The 22,264-nt window shown below is 38.5% G+C and carries 16 protein-coding genes; 6 read left to right on the top strand and 10 right to left on the bottom strand.

Translation table 11 applies throughout. The annotated features are described in order from the left end of the window. Positions 1-67 precede the first annotated feature (67 nt). Entirely contained in the window at positions 68-421 is a 354-nt protein-coding gene (locus ACYVHJ_RS02170; RefSeq protein ID WP_339902920.1) for an Hpt domain-containing protein, read from the top strand. Positions 422-476: 55 nt separating this feature from the next. Here the strand turns inward: ACYVHJ_RS02170 and ACYVHJ_RS02165 are convergent, their stop codons facing one another. The 5 genes from ACYVHJ_RS02165 to ACYVHJ_RS02145 all read right to left on the bottom strand — a co-directional run bounded on the left by ACYVHJ_RS02165 (position 477) and on the right by ACYVHJ_RS02145 (position 6,530). Then, entirely contained in the window at positions 477-1,478 is a 1,002-nt protein-coding gene (locus ACYVHJ_RS02165) for an N-acetylmuramoyl-L-alanine amidase family protein (RefSeq protein WP_460512149.1), read from the bottom strand. A 478-nt stretch (positions 1,479-1,956) separates the two neighbouring features. Next, complete coding sequence (locus ACYVHJ_RS02160; RefSeq protein WP_460512147.1) at positions 1,957-2,376, bottom strand: adenylyltransferase/cytidyltransferase family protein; 420 nt, start codon at positions 2,374-2,376, stop codon at positions 1,957-1,959. After that, positions 2,373-3,326: a LicD family protein gene (locus ACYVHJ_RS02155; protein WP_460512145.1), complete on the bottom strand. Its 954-nt coding sequence runs from the start codon at positions 3,324-3,326 to the stop codon at positions 2,373-2,375. The genes ACYVHJ_RS02160 and ACYVHJ_RS02155 overlap by 4 nt, the downstream gene beginning before the upstream one ends. An 8-nt stretch (positions 3,327-3,334) precedes the next feature. Next, entirely contained in the window at positions 3,335-4,012 is a 678-nt protein-coding gene (locus ACYVHJ_RS02150) for an alanine racemase (RefSeq protein ID WP_460512143.1), read from the bottom strand. 292 nt (positions 4,013-4,304) lie between these two features. Then, the gene (locus ACYVHJ_RS02145; RefSeq protein WP_339904035.1) at positions 4,305-6,530 is read right to left on the bottom strand and encodes a sodium-translocating pyrophosphatase; all 2,226 of its coding nucleotides are present in this window, start codon (positions 6,528-6,530) and stop codon (positions 4,305-4,307) included. A gap of 483 nt (positions 6,531-7,013) precedes the next feature. Between ACYVHJ_RS02145 and ACYVHJ_RS02140 the strand changes: the two genes are divergently transcribed. From ACYVHJ_RS02140 to ACYVHJ_RS02125, 4 genes are all read left to right on the top strand, one after another. Beyond that, positions 7,014-9,413, top strand: a complete 2,400-nt coding sequence (locus ACYVHJ_RS02140; protein WP_460512140.1) for an alpha/beta hydrolase — start codon at positions 7,014-7,016, stop codon at positions 9,411-9,413. A gap of 128 nt (positions 9,414-9,541) precedes the next feature. Next, positions 9,542-11,440, top strand: coding sequence for a PVC-type heme-binding CxxCH protein (locus ACYVHJ_RS02135; protein WP_460512138.1), 1,899 nt, complete (start codon positions 9,542-9,544; stop codon positions 11,438-11,440). Between the two features lie 108 nt (positions 11,441-11,548). Then, positions 11,549-11,878 carry a high-potential iron-sulfur protein gene (locus ACYVHJ_RS02130; protein WP_460512136.1) on the top strand — a complete coding sequence of 110 codons (330 nt, stop codon included), beginning with the start codon at positions 11,549-11,551 and terminating at the stop codon, positions 11,876-11,878. A gap of 210 nt (positions 11,879-12,088) precedes the next feature. After that, positions 12,089-12,910: a hypothetical protein gene (locus tag ACYVHJ_RS02125; protein ID WP_339904523.1), complete on the top strand. Its 822-nt coding sequence runs from the start codon at positions 12,089-12,091 to the stop codon at positions 12,908-12,910. A 97-nt stretch (positions 12,911-13,007) separates the two neighbouring features. Here ACYVHJ_RS02125 and araA read toward each other — a convergent pair whose 3' ends face one another. Beyond that, complete coding sequence (araA, locus tag ACYVHJ_RS02120; protein ID WP_460512133.1) at positions 13,008-14,483, bottom strand: L-arabinose isomerase; 1,476 nt, start codon at positions 14,481-14,483, stop codon at positions 13,008-13,010. 235 nt (positions 14,484-14,718) lie between these two features. On the opposite strand from araA, the gene ACYVHJ_RS02115 reads away from it, so the two are divergent. Further along, a complete protein-coding gene (locus tag ACYVHJ_RS02115; protein ID WP_460512131.1) occupies positions 14,719-15,426 on the top strand; it encodes an L-ribulose-5-phosphate 4-epimerase in 708 nt (235 codons plus the stop codon). A 101-nt stretch (positions 15,427-15,527) separates the two neighbouring features. Here the strand turns inward: ACYVHJ_RS02115 and ACYVHJ_RS02110 are convergent, their stop codons facing one another. Genes ACYVHJ_RS02110 through ACYVHJ_RS02095 form a run of 4 tightly spaced genes read right to left on the bottom strand, consistent with a single transcriptional unit; the run spans position 15,528 to position 22,053 of the window. Then, complete coding sequence (locus ACYVHJ_RS02110) at positions 15,528-18,935, bottom strand: efflux RND transporter permease subunit (protein WP_460512129.1); 3,408 nt, start codon at positions 18,933-18,935, stop codon at positions 15,528-15,530. 7 nt (positions 18,936-18,942) lie between these two features. Further along, on the bottom strand, positions 18,943-20,073 hold the full coding sequence (locus ACYVHJ_RS02105) for an efflux RND transporter periplasmic adaptor subunit (RefSeq protein ID WP_460512127.1): 1,131 nt from the start codon (positions 20,071-20,073) through the stop codon (positions 18,943-18,945). A gap of 20 nt (positions 20,074-20,093) precedes the next feature. Further along, on the bottom strand, positions 20,094-21,440 hold the full coding sequence (locus tag ACYVHJ_RS02100; protein WP_339904160.1) for a TolC family protein: 1,347 nt from the start codon (positions 21,438-21,440) through the stop codon (positions 20,094-20,096). A gap of 4 nt (positions 21,441-21,444) precedes the next feature. Then, complete coding sequence (locus ACYVHJ_RS02095; protein ID WP_460512124.1) at positions 21,445-22,053, bottom strand: TetR/AcrR family transcriptional regulator; 609 nt, start codon at positions 22,051-22,053, stop codon at positions 21,445-21,447. Positions 22,054-22,264 lie beyond the last annotated feature (211 nt).

Below are 22,264 nucleotides of genomic sequence, written 5' to 3'. Positions count from 1 at the left end.
GAATAAGATTATTCGGTTATTTCAAAGCAAATTGTATATTTACAAACAAATTTATACTTAGAAAACAATGGATCAAAGCCAAGAAAAACTATACAATTTAGTTAATTTAGAAGAAATTAGTGGGGGTAGTCAAGAGTTTATCCATGAGATGATAAAACTTTTTATCAGCCAAGCTGAAACTACCATTACCGGTTTCAATCAGGCTATTGATCAAAAAGATTACGCCACCATCCGTAACCTTGCACACCAGATAAAGCCAAGTATCGATAATATCAAAGTCACCACATTAATGCCAATCATAAGAGAGATAGAAAGATTGGCTGAAAGCGAAAGTACCTTAGAAATACTAGACGCAAAAATTGGTGTCGTAAATCGTGAATTGGAAATTGTAATCCAACAATTGCAATTGGAGCTTAACTAAAGCTCCTTTGCAGCAATCCTCACTCCTTTATGCGCTTTATCGACCCAAGGTAGACTTAAGGGTAAAAATACCTAATTCGCATTTCTTCTATTTTTACTGCTTCTTCTTTATTTTGCTGTTTGAGGATTTCCACCCTTAGTTCATGACATGCTTTGGCAACGTAAGAATCCGGAAAAGACCTGGCTGATAATGTCAGTAGTTCAAAAGCCTCAACCAATCTTTGATCACCACCTTTCTTTAAAAGTTTTTTTCCTTTCAAAAAGTTGGCTTTCCAAGCTTTGGCTTCGGGGCGCATCCTTTCAGCTTCTTGGAATACTTTGAATGGAACGACTTCTGAAGGATCCTTTTTTTCTGCAATGGGAGCTATTTCCGAAGAGGCAAAGAACGAAGCAATTGCCTCAAAATAAGCTTGGGCTTCCTTTTGATTGTATTCCGATTGTTTAAGCTTCTTTTCTTCTTTCGGGGAAGTGAAAAATGAAGCTTCTCCAATAATACCGGGGATGCCATAAGTTCCTCTAAGCACACTTGATCCTGATTGAGAAAATATGGTGAAATCTGAAACCAAACTATAAGGGCCTTTTCCTTTAAATAGTTGGTCGACCAACTTTTCTGCAACTTCCTTTCCTAATGTTACACTTGCCTGATTTTCTTCCGCACTGCCATGAAAATAAATAATTGGGAAATTCACCTTGGGGTCGGCCGTGGCATTGTGGTGTATAGAAATAAAAATATCCGCCTTATTCTCTAAGGCTATTTTGCTTCTTTCAGCCAAAGGAATAAAAGTGTCCGTGTTCCTGGTAAGTACAACCTTGGCCTCAGCCCCCTCCAGCATCTTCCCAAGCAGCAAAGCAACCCTAAGGTTAATCCATTCCTCTCTTTCACCTGAAGGTCCTACCCTATAAGAATCAGTGGCAGCTGTACCTCCATGTCCGGGGTCTATGCATATGATTTTACCTTCTAGTGCTTTTACTTGCCCCATAGCTGGTATAGAAGCCGAGTAAAACATTAATAGAATTAGGAGTCCCCCCAAACCAATCGGTTTTAGTGCAATTCTCATGAGTAGTTTTTTATATATGCCTTGTCAGTAATATTATTAGGCATTCGCTTAAATAAGGGTGTAAATATAACTTATTTTTATAGCATTGCACAAAACCAAAATTCAGGCGTTCAAATTAACTGCCTTATTAAATATTTTGTCTTCAGATTAACTGTTTAAAGTTTTATTCATTAGAAAACCAAGGGCCAGACGTTTATTTCAGGAAAAATTCAAAACAATACCGAATGGGGCTGTAAAAAACCCATCCAATTAGTCTATGGTATTTTTACCCATAGTAGCCCTGTCAACTCTTGGAAAGGTTAAATAAACGCAAGAAAACAAGCCTTTTAAATACTGAAGAATGTAGCTCTATGGTGAAGTCGGAAATAGCTCTTAATTGGCTGGGATTCTCCACCACGGCAGATCAACATTAAACCACAATTGAAAAAGGGTATAAGATGGCATTCATTCGCATTATTAATCAATTGATCCAGGAAATTCAATGCTCTTTTAGGCCTTTGCGAATACGGTCAATAATCAGGGTGGTAGATATATGATGGGAATAAGGAATCACTCTCTTTTTGTGCTCAGGTATGTTTCGGTATTCTTTAGCTTTGATTTCCATTTCTTTGTCATCCACATAACCATAAGCAAATAAGTCGTACCCATTTTGAATTAAAAATCCATCGTCAATCTCTCTGGGGCCATCGAGCCTTACTTCATCTACATATTTACATGATGCTAACATGATAGCTCTTTCTGATTGATTCATTATCGGACAGCGTTTTACTTTACGAACTCGCTCATCAGAAACTACATGAACAACCAGCCTGTCTCCCAGACTTTTTGCTTGTTTTAAGAAAGAAATATGACCTGGATGGAGCAAATCTGCAACCATTTTAGCGTATATGGTTTTCATTTCAACTGTTGGGTTAATTTATTTCCTATTTTTTTCCAAAATTTTTCTTCAGGATACTTTGTTTTAAATAAGGTCAAGTAATGCCGACATTTTTTTTGATCTCCATTAGATAGCAACTCAAAAAAATACTTTTTTGCACATACCCTTACAAGAGGGCTATTAAAATCAGTCAATTGACTATCAAAAAGAAAATGATGAATTGACCTGGGATTCCGCCAGTCACCATAGTTTTCCTCAAGGAAACGGGTAGCATTCGCAGGCACATAAACCGAAACACCCTCCATGGTGGATTTTTTTAGTGCGAAGGAACATCGCTTTCTTTCTACAACTTCCCCGAAAATCTCTGAATAAGTTATAAAATGTTCTCCTTGCTTTACAAAAAGCACCAATTCTACTACCGGACCACCCTTTATCCTGCACTTTATTTTAAAAGGGACAGTCGAATGACTGCACTTTAAAATTTTAAATGGGGATTTTTTCAATGCCGAAACCAGCAGATTAAAATCGATATTATCATCAATAATACCCAAATCAATATCCAAATCCCATGGAATAAAGCCTTTATTCCGCTCATGCCCCAGTAAAGTCCCAAAAGCTAAAAAGGGTTTTAATCCCAAGGGATACATTAAGTTTAAAAATAATTCGAGAGTATCTTTAAATGAAACCGAAAAAGCAGGCTTTACTTTTTTGGCAATCAGGTGTTTTTCTTTATAATTTGGGATAAACTTATTTTTTTCGACAAAATGAGAAATAAGGTTTTCCAACAAGTCTTCTGAATATTTAACTCTTCCAGACCTGTACAAAGCTTCCACCATTGCTAAGGATCCAACTACATTCCAGATTCTGTTATCAAAAAGCACCCAATGACTGACCATCCTATCAGAAAACCATCTTGAAATAAGGACTGACGGATAATAGAAAGTTTTTATCAGGTACTTTTTTTCAATCATAATTACTTCTATAAGCCACTAAAAACTGCTCCTCCAATCCTAAGCCGCGTTGAACCACAATCAATGGCCATTTCATAATCCCTGGAAAAGCCCATTTGGCATTGCTCTAAGCCAAACCGATCTGCCATCGTTCTTAATTTATTAAAAAAAGGAATAGGGTTATCTTTTTTTGGTGGAATGGTCATCAAGCCGGAAATATTAATTTTTTGATCTTGCGCATATATCAACAAATCCTCTGCTTCCTGCTCAAACACACCATTCTTTTGGGGCTCTTTTCCCAAATTTACTTCCATAAAAAACACCTTAGGAATACCATCAGGTACTTTATATTTCACCAAAAAATCTATTTCCCTTTTTGATGATACAGACTCGATGGTATCAAAATTTTGAAGCACAGCCTTAATTTTATTTGTTTGCAATTTTCCAAAATATTGCCTAATAATTTGAGGATGATTTGCTTTCAAGGTTTTTAATTTTGGAACACCTTCTTGAACATATTTTTCTCCAAAATCAATATGCCCAAGACTAGAAAGAAAGACAAGGTCTTCCACAGGTCTACCATTGCAGGCAAGACAAATCGTTCCACCTCTTTTTAAGAAACTATCAATTATAGGTTGCCCAATAAATTGAAAATAGTTTTCTCTTAGGACCTCAGTTTTCTGGGGCAATGAGAGTTCGTACGCCATTTTTTTTATTTCAATAGGGTTGAGTTAAGCTACTATTAACCAAAGCCTTTTCCCTTTGGATTTTATCTTTTTATCCAAGCCTATGGATATCATTTTTAGGCAAAAAATAAAAAACCACTTCCACATAAATATACCTTGTATTTTTACAATGGCACGAGGTACAATCGCTTCCCAAAACATCTTTTAGAAGGTATATGAGAGGGTTATTAAAACTCAAACTGATAAATCCAGCGAGAAAAATGCTTAAAAAAACGGTCTCCATAATATATTATGGAGACCAACAAGTCCTTTATTAATCAATCTTTAGCAATTCTGCTGTAGGTTGTTTTACAGACTCTTCCTGAACAATCCTTTCTGTATCTGATTTCAATTTTACATTTTCAGAAATACCCAACGGACTATCCAAAGGAATATATGGCGCAATTACTATGGAAACGATGGATGTCAATTTGATTAGGATATTCATAGATGGCCCTGAAGTATCCTTAAATGGATCACCTACTGTATCTCCTGTTACAGAAGCCTTGTGTGGCTCTGATCCTTTGTAATACATTTCACCATCGATCTCTACACCTTTTTCGAATGATTTCTTGGCATTGTCCCAAGCGCCACCGGCATTGTTTTGAAAAATTCCCATCAAAACACCAGAGACGGTTACACCGGCTAACATCCCTCCCAGTACCTCATGGCCAAAAAGAAAGCCTACAATAATAGGGGAAATAAGTGCTATGGCTCCCGGGGCCACCATTTCTCTAATGGAAGCTTTGGTAGATATTTCTACACATTTCTCATAATCCGGCTTGGTTTCAAATTGCATGATACCTGGAATTTCCTTGAATTGCCTTCTTACTTCATTCACCATATCCATGGCTGCTCTCCCCACTGCTGCAATTGCAAGGGCTGAAAAGATAAAGGGAATCATTGCCCCAACAAATAAGCCCGAAAGCACATCTGCCTTATAAATATCAATCGTAGTAATCCCTGAGATCCCTACATAGGCTGCAAACAATGCCAAAGCAGTCAATGCTGCGGAAGCGATGGCAAATCCTTTTCCACTAGCAGCTGTGGTATTTCCTACAGCATCAAGTATATCTGTTCTTTCTCTTACCTCTTTGGGTAAACCGGCCATTTCGGCAATCCCCCCAGCATTGTCTGCAATTGGTCCAAAGGCATCTATGGCCAATTGCATGGCTGTGGTAGCCATCATACCTGCAGCAGCTATGGCTACACCGTATAAGCCTGCGGACATATAAGAAGTAAAAATACCCGCAGCCAAAACTAAGATTGGAAGTACTGTGGATTGCATGCCTACAGCTAAACCTCCGATGATATTGGTGGCATGCCCCGTAGAGGATTGTTTAATGATTGAATTGACGGGACCTTTGCCCATTGCCGTATAGTACTCTGTAATGATACTCATTAGGGCACCTACAATCAGACCTATAAAAACTGCTCCAAACACGCCCATTTTAGTGAAGGAAGCGGAATTTAACCTTGACATTACCAAATCACCATCCGGCAACATATAGTCAATAACGAAAAAAGAAGCTGCTACAGTAAGTAAAATTGAAAGCCAGTTGCCTTTATTTAATGCTGCTTGTACATTTCCATTCTCCGATTTTATTTTAACAAATAAAGTTCCTACTATAGAAAAAACCAGACCTAACCCGGCAATCACCAAAGGCAAAAGCACCGGAGCGATCCCACCAAAATTATCATTACTTACAATCTCTCTACCCAAAACCATGGATGCTAAAATAGTCGCTACATAAGATCCAAACAGGTCTGCTCCCATCCCGGCTACATCTCCTACATTATCTCCTACATTATCTGCTATAGTAGCAGGGTTACGCACATCATCTTCCGGTATTCCGGCCTCCACTTTACCTACCAGGTCCGCTCCAACATCTGCAGCTTTGGTGTAAATTCCTCCACCTACTCTGGCAAAAAGAGCAATGGACTCGGCTCCTAAAGAAAAGCCTGCCAACACTTCAAGTGCTGTTTCCATTTCATGACCATTCACATCTCCGCCTGTAGAGATTACAAACATATTGTAAAAAATTATAAACAGACCTCCCATGCCCAATACAGCTAAGCCTGCCACCCCAAGTCCCATTACAGTACCTCCGGTAAATGAGACATTCAGCGCTTTAGCAAGGCTGGTTTTGGCAGCTTCAGTTGTTCTAACATTGGATTTAGTGGCAATTTTCATTCCTAGGTAACCTGCAAAAGCAGAAAGTACCGCTCCTATTATGAAGGCTATAGCAATAACAGGACTGGAGTTGTCTAACAATGTGCCGGACCAACCCAGAATAATGGCAGCAATGACCACAAAATAGCCCATTACCTTCCATTCTGCTTTTAGAAATGACATGGCACCTTTGGCGATATACCCTGCCAACTCTACCATTTTTTCATCGCCTGTAGGTTGCTTTGTAACCCAGGCCGATTTTATGGCCATAATCAAAAGGCCTAGAATACCCAAAAAAGGGACCAAATAGAGAAATAATTGTTCCATACTGACTGTTAAAAGAATTTGGATTTATTTTAATTTGGACAAATATATTATTATTCCACTCGCCACCAAGAAAGAAAAGCTAAAAGATACTTCTTACACCGAAATACCGTAATATTCTATCCTATTTCGAAAAGATTGCATTATCTATTGCCTAAACACGCACTATAACCGCAATTTTTAATTTCTAAACTAAATTTATTCCCATATTATTAATCTAACCCTATTTTCTTTAAAAATTAAAAAACCATCGATCAGGAAAGAATTTTACCGCTGAAGACATCCATGATAGGAATTTTTGCATTTTTATTTGTATTTGTTATTCTGAAAAGGATTGCACTTCCTAACTTACCTAGGGTACAAAGGATTCTGGGTTTGAGAATGTCTCCATTGAAGTTCCTGAGTCTAATTGCCCCTCATTTGCAGATGTAGTATAGACTGACTATCAAAGGAATTAAACCTTAATATAACTTAATTTTAACCACTATGAAGTTCTTCAAATTTAGCCTATACCTATTTATAGCTATCCTTTACCTCTTTCCACTGAAAGGCTTCGCCCAAGAAAAAGGGCTTACCTTGGCACTATTTGATGTAGATGCTACCCCTCCCATTGGAAGCTTGCTGGCCTATGACCCCTTAGAGAAAAAAGACGATCTTGGCTTGCGTGCAAAAGGAGTGGTCATTTCAGGTAGTGGTTTACCCATAGTTATTTGTGCCATAGACTGGATTGGCATCGCCAATGAAAGTCAGGATGCCTTTAAATCGCGACTTGCCAAAGCAGCATCAACTATACCATCCCGGGTAGCTGTACATACACTTCACCAGCATGATGCGCCTATTAGTGATTGGGGAGCAGAGAAGATTTTAAAAGAGGCTGACTTGGATCCGAAGGCCTATGAAAGTTCTTTTGACAAGGTTTTACTAGATAATTTGGATAGGGCTATCATTAATGCGTTGAAAAACCCTCAACCCATTACACATATAGGAACAGGCAAAGGAATTGTAGAAAAAGTAGCCTCAAACAGGAGGATTTTAGGAGCCGATGGGCATGTAGCCTATACCAGAACTTCTTCCACAAAGGACAAGAAAATCAGGGATTTTCCGGAAGGCTTAATTGATCCTGAAGTTTCTTTGGTAAGCTTCTGGAATGAAGAGGAGCCTCTGGCTGTGTTTAGTTATTATGCCGTTCACCCGCAAAGTTATTACCTGACCAAAATTGCTAATCCGGATTTTCCGGGAATAGCAAGGTATATGCGTCAATTGGCTGTTCCCGATGCCATGCATGTTCACTTTAATGGCGCAGGGGCTAATGTTACCGCCGGGAAATACAATGATGGTGCAAAGATCAACCGAAAAATCCTTGCGGAAAGGCTCGCTAAGGGAATGGAAGCTGCCTGGAAAAGTACCGTTAAAACAAAAATCACTAGTGATGATGTCTATTGGCAACAAGAGCCAATATTACTATCCCCCAAAGAAAGCCTACCGGAAATCGCCCAGGAAATGCGGACGCAAAATGCAAGGTGGCTTACCAATAATGTACAAAAATTGGCCTGGTACAAAAGGCAAGCTCTTGGGAAAAAAATAGATATTAGCTGTTTGACTATCGCTGATGTAAGAATACTTCACCTTCCAGGAGAACTTTTTGTTGAATACCAGTTGGCGGCAAAAGCCGAAAGAGAAGATCTGTTTGTAACCATGGCCGCCTATGGAGATTACGGACCTTTCTACATTGGCCCCTCTTCAGCCTATTCACAGGGCGGTTATGAAGTGGGAACCAGCCCGGTAACTGCGGCCGCAGAACCCATCATAATGGGAGCCATAAAAAAAATGCTTCATAGAGAAATACCGGACGATATAACAAAGAGTCCTATGGTATTGGAATCCGAAAGTAAAAACCCTTTGCGAACATTGGATCAATGGGAAGCTAAAAAGGCTTCTTGGAAAAGCAATATGGCTTCAATCATGGGTACGCTTCCTCCAAGGGGTCACTTGGAAAAACCTGATTTAATTTACGGAGATTCTGCCGTTGCTGAAAACTACACCAAACATCACATTACCTTCGCAAGTGATGAGCGTAACGAAGTGACTGCCTTCCTTTATATACCCCATACCATTAAGGCAAAAGCACCGGCCATGCTTGTTCTCCACAGTACAGGGGATTTAGGTAAAAAAATAGTTGATGATCAAGGACCTCGGAAAAACCGAGGGCTTGCCAAGGAATTGGCACAGAGGGGTTATGTGGTCATTGCTCCGGATTACCCTAGTTTCGGGGAACAAAAAGATCATGATTTTTCTAAAGACGGTTTTGAATCCGGTACTTTACTGGCAGTATGGAATCACATGCGATCTGTTGATGTGCTTACCAATATGAAGCAGGTAGATCCGGACCGTATTGGCGTTATTGGTCATTCCTTAGGAGGCCACAATGCCTTATTCGTAGCGGCCCATGACCAAAGAATCAAAGCCGTGGTTACAAGTTGTGGTTGGACACCTTTTGACTATTACGATATTGGGGAAGCAGGAATAAAAAATTATGGAGGAAGATTAGGACCCTGGGCACAAGACAGGTACATGCCGGCTATCAAAAAACTATTACCGGAAGCCCAACTGCCTTTTGACTTTACGCAGATAATTGCATCCATAGCTCCAAGACCAGTTTTCACCAATGCACCTTTAAATGATAGCAACTTTTCAGTAAAAGGTGTTAAAGCCGGAATAGCTGAGATTCAGCCGGTTTACAATTGGTTGGGCTACCCCGACAATTTAGTGGTCAAATACCCAAATGTCGACCATGATTTCCCTGAAAACATCAGAAAAGAGGCTTATGCTTTTTTAGACAACTTTTTTGGTTATACCCCAATAAAAAAACTGGAATTTGAAAAATGATCCCTTTCATTCCCCTTTTAAATAAAAAATAAAGGCACTTATTCAATTGAAATGTGAAAAATTTCATTTCTTTCAAGAAATATTAGATATTAGTTTATTAATCAGTTAACCATTAGCTAAAATTAATTATGAAAGGTAACGTTACCCATATTTTGTTTTCAATCTTAATACTGGGATTTTACTCCTGTAAAGAGGATAAATATGCTGAAGCACTTAGTCCAGAAGAAAGCATAGCAACCTTTAATGTTCATGAAAATTTTGAAGTAAAACTATTCGCTGCAGAACCGCATATCCAAGACCCGGTAAATGTGGTTTTTGATGAAAAAGGTATAGCCTATGCTGTAGAAATGCCCGACTACCCTTATAAACCTGAAGAGGGGAAAGGAAAGGGTGTCATCAAAAGGTTAGAAGATACTGATGGTGATGGCCTGGTGGATGCTTCAACTGTATTTGCAGAGGGCTTGGCTGATGCCACCAATTTAATGCCCTGGAAAGGAGGGCTTTTAGTAACCGCCGCCCCCCATATATACTATCTAAAGGATACCGATAATGATGGAGTAGCTGATGCCAAAACATCTGTTTTTAGTGGCTTTTTTGAGAATAATTCTGAAGCCCAAATCACCAATCTTCGATTGGGTATAGACAACTGGATCTATGCTGCCAACAATGGGCAACGGAGTGATGTCACCTATAAGGATGCGCCGGAAGAAGGCCCCTTGCAACTCCGAGGAGCTGATTTCAGGTTTCGATTGGACAAAGAATTGTTCGAAAAAGAAAGTGGTACGGCACAATTTGGTCAAACATTTGATGATTGGGGAAATAAATTTTTCACCCAAAACACCCTTCATATCCAACAAACAGTAATCCCTAACAGGTATCTGGAAAGACATGGGAAATTATCCAATAGCTCGGTCAACCATAATATTTCAGACCATGAGCTAGAAATGTTTCAATTGACCCCTCCGCCCTACTGGAGAGCTGAGCGTACAAGAAGAAGAAATATTCAATACCAAGAACAAGAACTCAACCGTGTAGAATATGCTGAAGATCATTTTACGGGTGCTTCAGGTGGTACAGTTTACGATGGAGGGAACTTTCCGGAAGGCTTTAATGGCAATATCTTTACAGGGGAAGTGGCCGGGAATTTGGTTCATCGGGACATTATTGTGGAAGATAAATACAGCCCTACACTTTTGGCCAAAAGAGCTTCTGAAGAGCAAGACAAAGAATTCCTTGCTTCCACAGATCCTTGGTTCAGACCTGTTGGCTTTACGGTGGGACCTGACGGTGCATTATATATGGTGGACTTTTACCGACAGCACATTGAAACACCGGTTTCTATTCCTGATGATTTAAAAGAAGACATGGATTTTATGAAAGGGATGGACCGTGGTAGAATCTATAGGATTGTACCTAAATCAGGTGTTTCTACCATGGAGGTTCAGGACTTTACTAGGATGGATCCAGAGACCCTTGTTTCTCACTTGGCCCACAAAAATGGTTGGTGGAGAACAACTGCCCAAAGAATTATATTGGAAAACCCAAGAGATGAATACATCCCATTATTAAAAACACTTGCCGCAAACGAAGACCCCAATGCCCAACTGCACGCATTGTATTTGTTACAGTCTATGGATGCATTGGAAATAGACTTAGTAAAAACGGCATTGAAAAGTGATTATTACGGCATAAGAAAGAATGCGTTAATGCTTGCAGAAGCTTTTCCTGATTTAAAGGAAGACATTGCCGCAATGATCGATGATGAAGCCCCCATCGTTTCCTTACAAGCTATACTTAGCCTAGGTAACTATGAAGATGATTTCACCATCAAGCAACTGGCCAAAGCCTTGGTCGAAAAAGGAGAAAACAAATGGTTCCGCTTAGCTATATTAAGTTCCAATGCAGGCTCAGGTGAAGCCATTTCAAAAGTGCTGGAATCCGAATATCAATTTTCAGCGCAAAAAGAAGACTGGAAAGAAGCTTACCTTAAGGAAGTTGATCATATACTTGTTGAAAAAGGTATCTGAACCAAGTCAGAATAGTTTTACTAAAAAGCGTTCAAGTTAAATAGGGTTTGCAGTCTGTATTTAACTGTTTGCCAATTCATTTATTATAAAAAAAGCACTGCCACGAGTATGAATAGAAGAAAATCAATAAAAACCCTTGTTTTCTCAACAGGAGCCGTACTTTTCCTTAGCCAATGTGGCAAACCTCAGGAGGATTACAAATTAGAAAACATCAAAGACTGTGAGGACTTAACAGGGCTAAGTGAAGAAGAAATTGCTAAAAGGAAAAGTTTAGGCTATGAAGAAAAATCTCCATTAGAAGGAGATAAATGTGACAACTGCCAATTGTACCTTCCGCCTACAGAAAAACGTAAATGCGGAGGTTGCCAATTATTTAAAGGGCCAGTAAATGCGGATGCCTATTGTACCTATTGGGCACCTAGAGTAGAAAACGCCTAGAAAATATATTGTTTTAGTTTTTCTGATAATTCAGAAGAGAACTATTAATAAAGGTCACCTGCTTAAAGTTAGGCAGGTGACCTTTTATTTTCATGGCTAAGGAAATAGATAATGAGAAATAAGCATTAAACATCTACAAAGCTTCTTAACTTTAGAAGGATTTTTATATCTTCAAATCAGGAATAACCCCCTCACTACTTTCTACTCAAAATGAACAGATTAATCGTATTAGTAGATTTTTCACCATATACGCCCACTCAGTTGAGGTTGGCATGCAGTTGGCAAGAAATTTATGGTTTAGATTTGGTATTTGTGCACAAGATGGATGGCCTGGCACCTACTCTTTCCAATACCAGAGAAAGTGATAAAATCATTGCTTTTAATAAAGCAGAAACAGAGAAAAAATATTTACAATACCTAAAAGATTGTGAGCTTAGCCCTATTCCAAATCAAACTACCTTTGAAGCTGTTCCCCATCAACTTACCCATTTCTTGGAAGGTTTTCTAAAACCTGATGACCTTTTACTATTGGGATTAAAAGGTACTGGCTTTTTGAAGAGAATATTAATTGGGAGTACTGCCACCAGCATAATTAATCAGCTCAATCAGACAGTAATTGCACTTCCCCAAAGCATAGATTTTGCTATTCCTAAAAAACTCGTATTATCCTGTCAGGAAAAATATCCCCTTAATGATGCTGCACTAAAGGTTATTCTAAATACCGTAGGTAATAAAATTAAAGAAATTGAGTTATTGACCATAATTGAGAACAGAGCAGACCTAGAACCTAGCAAAATGTATTTGGAATACCTTAGATCTACGATTGGTGAAGCGTATTCTTATAAAATCAGTATTTATGAAAATACAGATGCCTTTGCTGAAATTAAAAAAAGGTTTAGCCAATGCCTGGATGACTTTATTGTCCTTCAAAAGGGTTCTAGACATCTCAATGACAAACTATTTAGAAGGTTTTTTATCAATGATTTGATCCACGACGGCAATACCCCGCTAATTATTTTACCTGCTGAATAATAAACAATTACGACCCTGCCCCTTAAAAAAACAGCCAGGGGATTTATTCCTCCGACTGCCTTTTTTTTTGTAATTCTAAACCTTTTTAATTACCGGATCAGTCAAAACTTTTCAAATAGGTTTTGAAATTTTTGATGTTGGTGTTTTCATTAATTGTAACGCATTCTATTTGGGCCATTTCGCAGAAATCTTCCAATACCTGCACATTCAAATTCTGACTAAAACACGTATGGTGTGCTCCACCGGACAGTATCCAAGCACCACAGGCTCCCTTAAAATCAGGAAGTGGCCGCCACATGGTTCTTGCCACTGGTAATTTAGGCAAATCATGAGGTGGTTTAACAGCTTCTACTTCATTTACTACCATTCTAAACTTATTGCCCAAATCAATTAAAGAAGCGTTAAGCGCATGCCCGGCAGCCGCATCAAAAACAAGCCTAACAGGATCTTCTTTTCCACCTATCCCCAAAGGGTGAACTTCACAGCGAATTGGGCCTTCTGCAAGGCATTCATCAACTTCCAGCATATGGGCACCAAGTACAAGCCCCCCCTGTTCCTTAAAGTCATAGGTATAGTCTTCCATAAAAGCATTCCCTCCGGGAAGTCCGGTACCCATTACCTTCATGGCACGAACTAGTGCCATGGTTTTCCAATCCCCTTCACCCGCATAGCCATAACCTGCATTCATAAGTCGCTGAACAGGCAAGCCCGGTAATTGCTTCATCCCATGAAGGTCTTCAAAAGTATTGGTAAAACCCTTAAAGGAACCTGCCTCTAAAAAGCTTTGAAGGCCCAATTCTATCCTGGCTGCCTCCCGCAAGGAAGGATGCCTGGCCCCACCTTTTTTCAAAGAGTCAGTTAAAGCATAAGCATTGTGGTAGACATCAATTAATTCTTCCATTTCCGCTTCACTTACCGCATTGATTTTTTCCACCAAATCTCCCACACCATAGGTATTAACCCCAAAGCCAAATTTAATTTGCGCCTCCACTTTATTGCCTTCGGTAACCGCTACTTGTCGCATATTATCGCCAAACCGAACAAACTGAGCACCTTGCCAGTCCATCCATCCACTAGCAGCCCTACTCCAATAATCGATTTCCCGATGAACATCAATGTCTTTCCAGTGGCCTACCACCACTTTCCTAGGTATATTCATCTTGGTACAGATAAAGCCAAATTCCCTGTCACCATGTGCACTCTGGTGCAAGTTCATATAATCCATATCTATACTATCCCATGGGATGTTTTCTCCATATTGGGTATGCAAGTGCAAGAGTGGTTTGTCAAGCAATCTCAAGCCGTTGATCCACATTTTGGCAGGTGAAAAAGTATGCATCCATGCCATAACACCTATGCAATTCTCTGCTTTATTTGCCGCTAAAAAAACCTGTGAAATTTCTTCTTGAGTGGTCACTAGCGCCTTAAAAACAATGGTAACTGCTATATTATTGGAAGCATTCAAATGCTTGCATAAGACGTCAGAATGAGAAGACACTTCTTTTAAAATATCCTGTCCATATAAATGTTGGCTACCGGTAACCAACCAAAGCTCATTTTTTTTAAGCTGCATACGATCTTTTACTTAATTATTTATTAAACTTAGAGAAAATTCATTTAATAATTAAATGCTAATTTTCCTTTTCACATATTTGCTACATCGAAACAAGGCCAGCCATTCATACTAATCGAAAAAAAAGGGCTTGTTTAAAATAGACAATATGCTAAATATAAAAATAGAATTGGACATCAGCTCTTGATTCTCCATAAACCTAATGTAATTAATTAATTAAAGCCTTTGAAATACCATGAGTAAATACGAAGAACTGAAAAACAATTGTTACAAAGCAAATATGGAGTTGCCCAAGCTGGATTTGGTGGTTTATACCTTTGGAAATGTAAGTGCTGTAGACCGAGAAAATGGAGTATTTGCCATTAAACCAAGTGGAGTTCCTTATGAGACATTAAAACCGGAAGACATCGTAATTGTAGATTTTGACAACAATGTGGTGGAAGGGAAAATGAGACCATCTTCAGACACCAAAACCCATGCTTTCTTGTATAAGCAGTGGGAGAATATTGGAGGCATATGCCATACCCATTCCTGCTATGCCGTTTCTTGGGCTCAAGCTCAAATGGATATTCCTTTATTCGGAACCACACATGCTGATCACAATACCAATGATATCCCCTGTGCCCCTCCGATGAGTGATGCTAACATTTCCGGAGACTATGAGCACATGACAGGACAGCAAATTTTGGACTGCCTTGCAGAAAAAAATATTTCTTATGATGAGGTAGAAATGATACTTATTGGAAACCACGGCCCATTTACTTGGGGAAAGGATGCTCAAAAAGCGGTCTACAATAGCAAGGTGTTAGAAGAAATCGCACGTATGGCGTATTTGACCTTGCAAATCAACCCCAAGGCACCGAGATTGAAAGATGCTTTAATAAAAAAGCATTATGAACGAAAGCATGGAAAAGAGGCTTATTATGGTCAGTCCGACAAATAAATAGGCTATTTTATCGCCTTGGGCAAAAAATAAAAACCTCCGGGACATTATCCCGGAGGTTTGAACACTTAAAAAAACCACCAACCTTTAATTAAATCTAATCAACTGTTCTTTCGAACAGCCATATTTAATTTATCTGCCAATAAATACATGACAGGTACTACTACTAACGTTAAAAAGGTCGCAAAGGTTAGGCCATATATTACAGTCCATGCCATTGGTCCCCAAAAGTCTGCATTATCACCCCCAATATAAAACTTGGGCTCAAAGGATGACAGTAATCCATAAAAATCAATATTCATACCTATGGCCAATGGAATCAGGCCTAACACCGTGGTTACAGCAGTCAATAACACCGGTCTAAGTCTGGTTTTCCCGCCTTTTACAATACTGTCTAAGAGATCTTCTTTGGAAAGATTCTGATCTTCAGAAATATTAAGTTCTTCACGCTTTCTGGATCTTATTAGATCAGTGTAATCAATCAATACAATGGCATTGTTTACCACAACACCTGCCAAGGAAATTATCCCGATACCTGTCATAATGATGACAAAGTCCATATTGAATATCACAAGCCCTAGAAACACACCTATTGTACTCAAAATTACGGAGGCCATGATAATAAATGGCGTGGTAATGGAGTTGAATTGCGCTACTATGATAAGGAATATTAAAGAAACTGAAATCAACAATGCTCTAGTTAAAAACTCTGCAGACTTAGCTTGTTCCTCTTGCTCACCTGTAAAACTAATATTGATTCCTTCCGGTACTTCAAAGTCCTGCAACAACCGCTTGATTTGGTTATTAATTTCTGTGGCATTGTACCCATCATTTACATTTGAAAATAAAGTAATTACCCTCTCCAAGTCTTTCCTTTTGACAGAACCATAGGTAGAACTGTATTCTAAGCTAGCAACGGAGGAAATAGGTATCTCCTTTTTGTTTCCAAACTTATCTCTAAAGCTAATTTTCTTGTTGAGCAAAGCGTCGATATCATACCTAAATTTATCTGCGAGCCTTAGTTGAATGGGGTAATCATCTTCCCCTTCCTTAAATTTAGATACTTCTAAGCCGAAAAGTGCTGTTCTCAGTTCATTGGCGATGGTTGAAGTCGAAAGTCCAAAACGTCTGGCTTTTTCCCTATCAATGTTTAAAATCAGCTCAGGGTTTCCTAGCTCCAAATCAGACTTTAACTCCTCTATACCTTGTATCCCAGACTCATTGATGTGCTCTCTGACTGAATTCACATAAGCAATAAGTTGTTCAAAGTTCTCTCCAGTAATTTCTATATTGATTGGTTTTCCAACGGGAGGGCCGTTTTGTTGCTTGCCAACAGTCATCAATACACCGGGATAACCCTCAGCCAATTCCCTGATCTTCTCCATGATCTCATTGGTATTGATTCCTTCTCGGTATTGATACTCTTCAAAGCCAATTGTTACCTTTGCCTTATGGGGAGTTGATGCCTGACTTGGCCCTTCCATGGGGTCGCCGGTACCTTCCCCGATTTGAGTAATCACAGACTCTATGATTTCATCATATGGCTCAAGTAAAGCAAACAGATCATCTTCAAATTCCTCCATAAATTCGTTGGTGGAAGTAATGTCTGTACCTATTGGTTTTTCTACATATATACTTATCAGGGCCGGCTGATTGTCAGGGAAAAACAATATCTTCGGCGCACTTACATATAGTAAGCCTAGTGACAGCACCAATAAAATCAAAGTCCCTCCAAAAAAGAGGTAGGGTTTATAGCCTCTCAGGGCAAAAAGTAACGTTTTTTCATAAAGGTCCTCCAAACGAACCAAAAATACATTTTGGAACCAACGAATAGCCCTTCTTAAGAAGAAAACGTTAAATATAACCAGCAGAGCAGCCAAGAACAGTAAATTCCCAAATGCTATCCAAGCTAGGAAATAACTTACGATAGCCAATGCCGTCAAAACTGCTGCAACGATCATCGGTTTCTGAACAGGCTTTTGCTTGTCTACATCCTGTACTTTCATAAACAAGGCCGTCAAAACAGGATTGATTACCAAAGCTACGAATAAGGAGGAAGACAATACGATAATCAAAGTAATGGGAAGGTATTTCATAAACTCCCCGATGATATCATCCCAAAATGCCAAGGGAAGAAAGGCTGCGAGTGTTGTCGCTGTTGATGTTATAATTGGCCAAGCCACTTCACCAACACCTTCTTTTGCTGCCCTAACTGGAGATTTACCTTCCTGCATCAGCCTGTAAATGTTTTCTACGACCACGATTCCATTGTCCACCAGCATTCCCAACGCAAGTATCAGGGAGAACAGTACCATGAGGTTTAAGGTAACACCCAAAGAATTGAGCACCAGGAAGGAGATAAACATTGACAGTGGAATGGCAATTCCAACAAAAAGTGCGTTTCTAAAGCCTAAGAAAAACATCAACACCAATACCACAAGAATTACCCCGGAAATGATACTGTTTTCAAGGTTATCTACTTGCGAACGAGTGGTTTTGGACTGATCATTGGTAATGGTAACCTCCAGATCCTCAGGAAATTTGTTGATTTTTACTTCATCAATTAAGGCCTTTATTTTATCTGAAGCATCCAAAAGATTCTCGCCACTTCTTTTTATGACATTGATAGTAACTACCGGTAACTTCTTACTTCTGGCAAAACTCTCTCTTTCCTTATAAGTATCCTCAACTTCGGCGACATCTCTTAGGTAAACAATATTGTTGTTCTCAGTCTTGACGATTACATCTTCAATTTCTATAGGTTTGGCAAATTCACCATCTATCCTTAGTGTTCTTCTGTAATCACCAGATAAAATATTACCACCCGAAATGGTAACATTTTCATCAGAAACAGCGCCTGAGATATCGGAAAAAGTAACCCCTAAAGCTTCCATTTTATAGAGATCTGCATTGATCCGAATTTCGCGCTCAATGGTCCCGCTCAAGTCAGCACTGGATATTTCTGTTAATTTTTCGATCTCATCTTCCAAATACTCACCGTAGGTCTTTAGCTCTTGCTCTGTATAGTTTCCCGAAATGTTTACATTCATTATTGGGAACTCTGAAGTGTTGACCTCCAATACATCCGGATCTCTATCCAAATCATTCGGCAGCTCACTTTTAGCTTTATCTACCGCATCCTTGACATCCTGTATGGCCTTGGATATTTCCACATTGGGATTAAACTCAACCACGATTGATGAAAAATCCTGGATGGAAGTGGAGCTTACATCTTTTAAGTTATTAATTGATTTCAACTCTTTTTCTATGGGTCTGGAAATCAGGTTTTCCATATCTACGGGGGAGTTTCCGGGATAAGCTGTTCCTACATACACTGTAGGAATCACAATTTCCGGAAAGCTTTCTTTAGGCATGGTCCTGTAGGCAAACATCCCCAGGAAGGTAATAATCAGTGTAAGGATTACCACACTTGTCCTATTATCTACAGACAGTGAGGAAATTCCAAATTCTCTGATTACTCCTTTTTTCTTGTTTTCTTCTGAAGCCATATTATAATTAAGATGAGATTTTTACATTAAAATTATCTCCTACTTCCCTAAACCCTTTGTCAATAAGTGTTTCAGATCCATCTAAACCTTTAGTGATTTCAGTATGTCCTTCATAGGTCAATCCTCTTTCCACATATTTTTTGTGAGCCACACCTTTTTCAACTACAAAAACATAACTTCCCTGATTGTCTTTAAGAATGAGGTAAGTAGGGACTATCACCGCCTCATCAACATTATAATCCTGAATATTTAAAACCGAAATCATATTTGGTTTTACATTTTCTACTTTCGGTAGAAAAACCTCTACTTTAAATGTTCTGTTATCCGGATTAATAATTTTTCCAACCGCAGTTACTTTGGTTTTAATATTTTTGTCTATAGAAGGGAAATAAATACTTACAGAATCCCCTTTATTCAAAATTCCTACAAATCTTTCTGAGATATCTCCCTCAATAAATAAATCGTCTTCCCCTACAAAATTGACTACAGGAGAACCAGGTTGTACCAACTCCCCTACCCTTACTGTAAGTTCCTCTACTGTTCCATTAAATGGGGCAGTAATGGTAGTTCTATCCTTTTGAAGTTCGATAGAAGCAAGGTTTTTCTCTAGGGTTTCCTTCCTGTTCTTCGCCTCTAAAAATTGAATTTCAGTACCTATCTTCTGGTTCCAAAGTCTCTCTTGTTTTTCAAAAATTGTTTTGGCTAGCTCAAGCTGGGTTTTAATTTCATCCAAATTTCTTTTAATGGATTCTGCATCAATTTTAGCAATTACTTGGCCCTTTCTAACAGACATGCCTTCACGGGTAACAATCTCTTCTACCCTACCTGAAACCTCTGCACTGATGTTTACATTCTTTTTGGAAAGTACAGAACCGGTCACTTCCACATAATGTTCAAATTTACCTACTTCGGGTTTTACGGTAGTTACCAATACTGATTTCCTACGGTTTTTCCGAAATTCCGGATCCAAGGAGGATATCTCTTCCTCTAATTCTTCGATCTTAACTTTTAAGGCTGCTGATTCAGATTTGAATGCTTCCAATTGGTTTTTTTTGGAAGAAAGATCATCTTCTTGCTGAGCGCAAGAAAACATTCCCAACGCAAGGGATAGGGTTAAAAACTTAAATGTATTTTTCATAAACATGTATAATCCTTTTCTTATTTTAAAATTCCCAATGCTTTTTCTAAATCTACTCTTGCGATAAACGTATCATAAAGAGCAGAAAAATAATTGGTCTCTGCCTCTTTAAGGGTGGCATCTGCTTCCACTACCTCAAGGTTAGACCCTACCCCTTCTTGGTATTTAATTTTCGCCATATTGAAAACCTCCAGTGCCAAATCTCTGTTTTCTTTTTGCACTTCCAATTCTTGTAAGCTGTTGATCAAATTTTGTTTGGCTTGAAATTTTTCTAATTGAATGTTTTGTATGGTAAATTCTTTCTGAACTTCTAATTGCCTCATTTGCACCCTATTTTGCTGGATTTTATGCTTTTTGAGAAACCCATCAAAAATTGGAATTTCTAATGTAACTCCAACAATAGAACCTGTAAACCAATCTCCTGACCAGAGTTTTGAGAAATTACCTCCAAAAGCATTCCTTTGAAAGGTGTAATTGGCATCCAATCTGGGCATGTATTGGATTTGATTGTTTTTCAAATCCAATACTGCCAAATCGTAATTTGTATTGATTTGATCTACTTCTATTCTTTGTTGACCTTCTTCACTTAATAATCTTTGGGTTTCAAGGTATTGGGTAAAATCATCTAATTTATCGGTTAAGACAATTTCTTCCTCCTCAGGGAAGCCCATTTGCAACTTTAAAAGGGCCTTGCTTACACTGGTAGAAGTTTTGGCCTTGTTCAGTTCTGTTCTAATATTATTATTTTGAACCCTTATTCTCGTCACGTCTATCTTTTCAGCAAAACCTTCTTCATAAAGAATCTCGGTTTCTTTAAGTAGCGTATCTAATCGATTCAGGTTTGCCTGAATTAATGTCTCTCGTTCTTTACTCACTAATACAGAAAAATAAGCTTTTTTCACATTTTCTACCACTTCCAGGTCAGTAAACTCTTTATCAAATTCCACCAATTGCTTATATGTTTTGGCTGCTTTAAGGCCTATAAAATAAGAACCGTTGAAAATCATTTGACTTACGGTAGCTGTCAAATTTGCTGAATAAATCGGGGAAAATTGAACCCCAATAAAAGTACCTTCAGGTGCTTCCGGATCAAAAAACTGAGCGGGAAATGGCGATATAGGTACCTTAAGATTTTTGGTAGCATTCAATCTTGTAGTAATTTGAGGTAGCCCTTCTGAGGTTCGTTCTCCGATCAAACCTTTTGCAGCTTGTATTTCTAATCTTGCATTTCGGGCTTCTGCGTTATTTTCCAGGGCATAGTTCACACTTTCTTCTAAAGAGAAAGGCAGTTGCTGGGCCTGAACTTCAGCTAACCAATGGCCTACCAGCCAAATCGTAAGGGAAAGAATAATTGGTTTAAAATTCATAAAGTTAAATTTCCTGAGTTTGTAGTTTTTTATAGTAATTTGACCTTCCCTGGTCAGTAAGAATTCCATGTATAAAATGATCTAAAATCGCCAATTGGCATTCTAGCAAAGTATAACTTGACTTCGAATAATTAAAAGTTAAAGTATTTGTAATTTGATCCATACGCATATAGGCCAATAACTCTGAATTGATCTCCATTCGGAAATCCCCGGATTCTTTTCCTTTTTCTAATACCATAATAATATTCTGAAGTACTTTTTCCGTTTTAAATTCATTTACCTTTTGCCAGCATTTGGGGTAAAATCGTTGGATGTCTTGCATTAACAATGGATTCATACTGGTAAATGCCTCCCTTAGATACCTTGTCATGCGCAACAAATGGTCAATGGCACTTTCATCAATGCTTTCCATCTCATCTAAATCACACCTGTACTCTTTTATTGTTGCCTCTATGGCAGCATTAACCAATTCTTCCTTACTAGAGAATTCTTCATAAATTGTTTTTTTAGATATTCCCGCAATCCTGGCTATCTCATCCATAGTGACTGCTCTTACCCCATACACTAAAAAATTTTCTAGTGCTATTCGAATTATATTTTGTCTCGTTTCCAAATATCCCTTAATAATAAACTCAGGGAATAAACTAGAGAAACTATCAAAAGGTTCAGAGTTTCTTCAAGAATTTCTATAATTTTTACACTCATTTTTCTTTGCTCTACAAAGGAACTATTTATTTTTTGCAAAAAGGCTATATTAAATTGGGTTTCTGAAGATTTCTTCTTGCTTAAACTTGAAGCCAGAAGGGCAATTTCATCCTTTTTAT

The organism is Cyclobacterium sediminis (assembly GCF_054781075.1).
The sequence above is the reverse complement of the archived record's forward strand: the minus strand, read 5'-3'. Positions and strand labels throughout refer to the sequence as shown.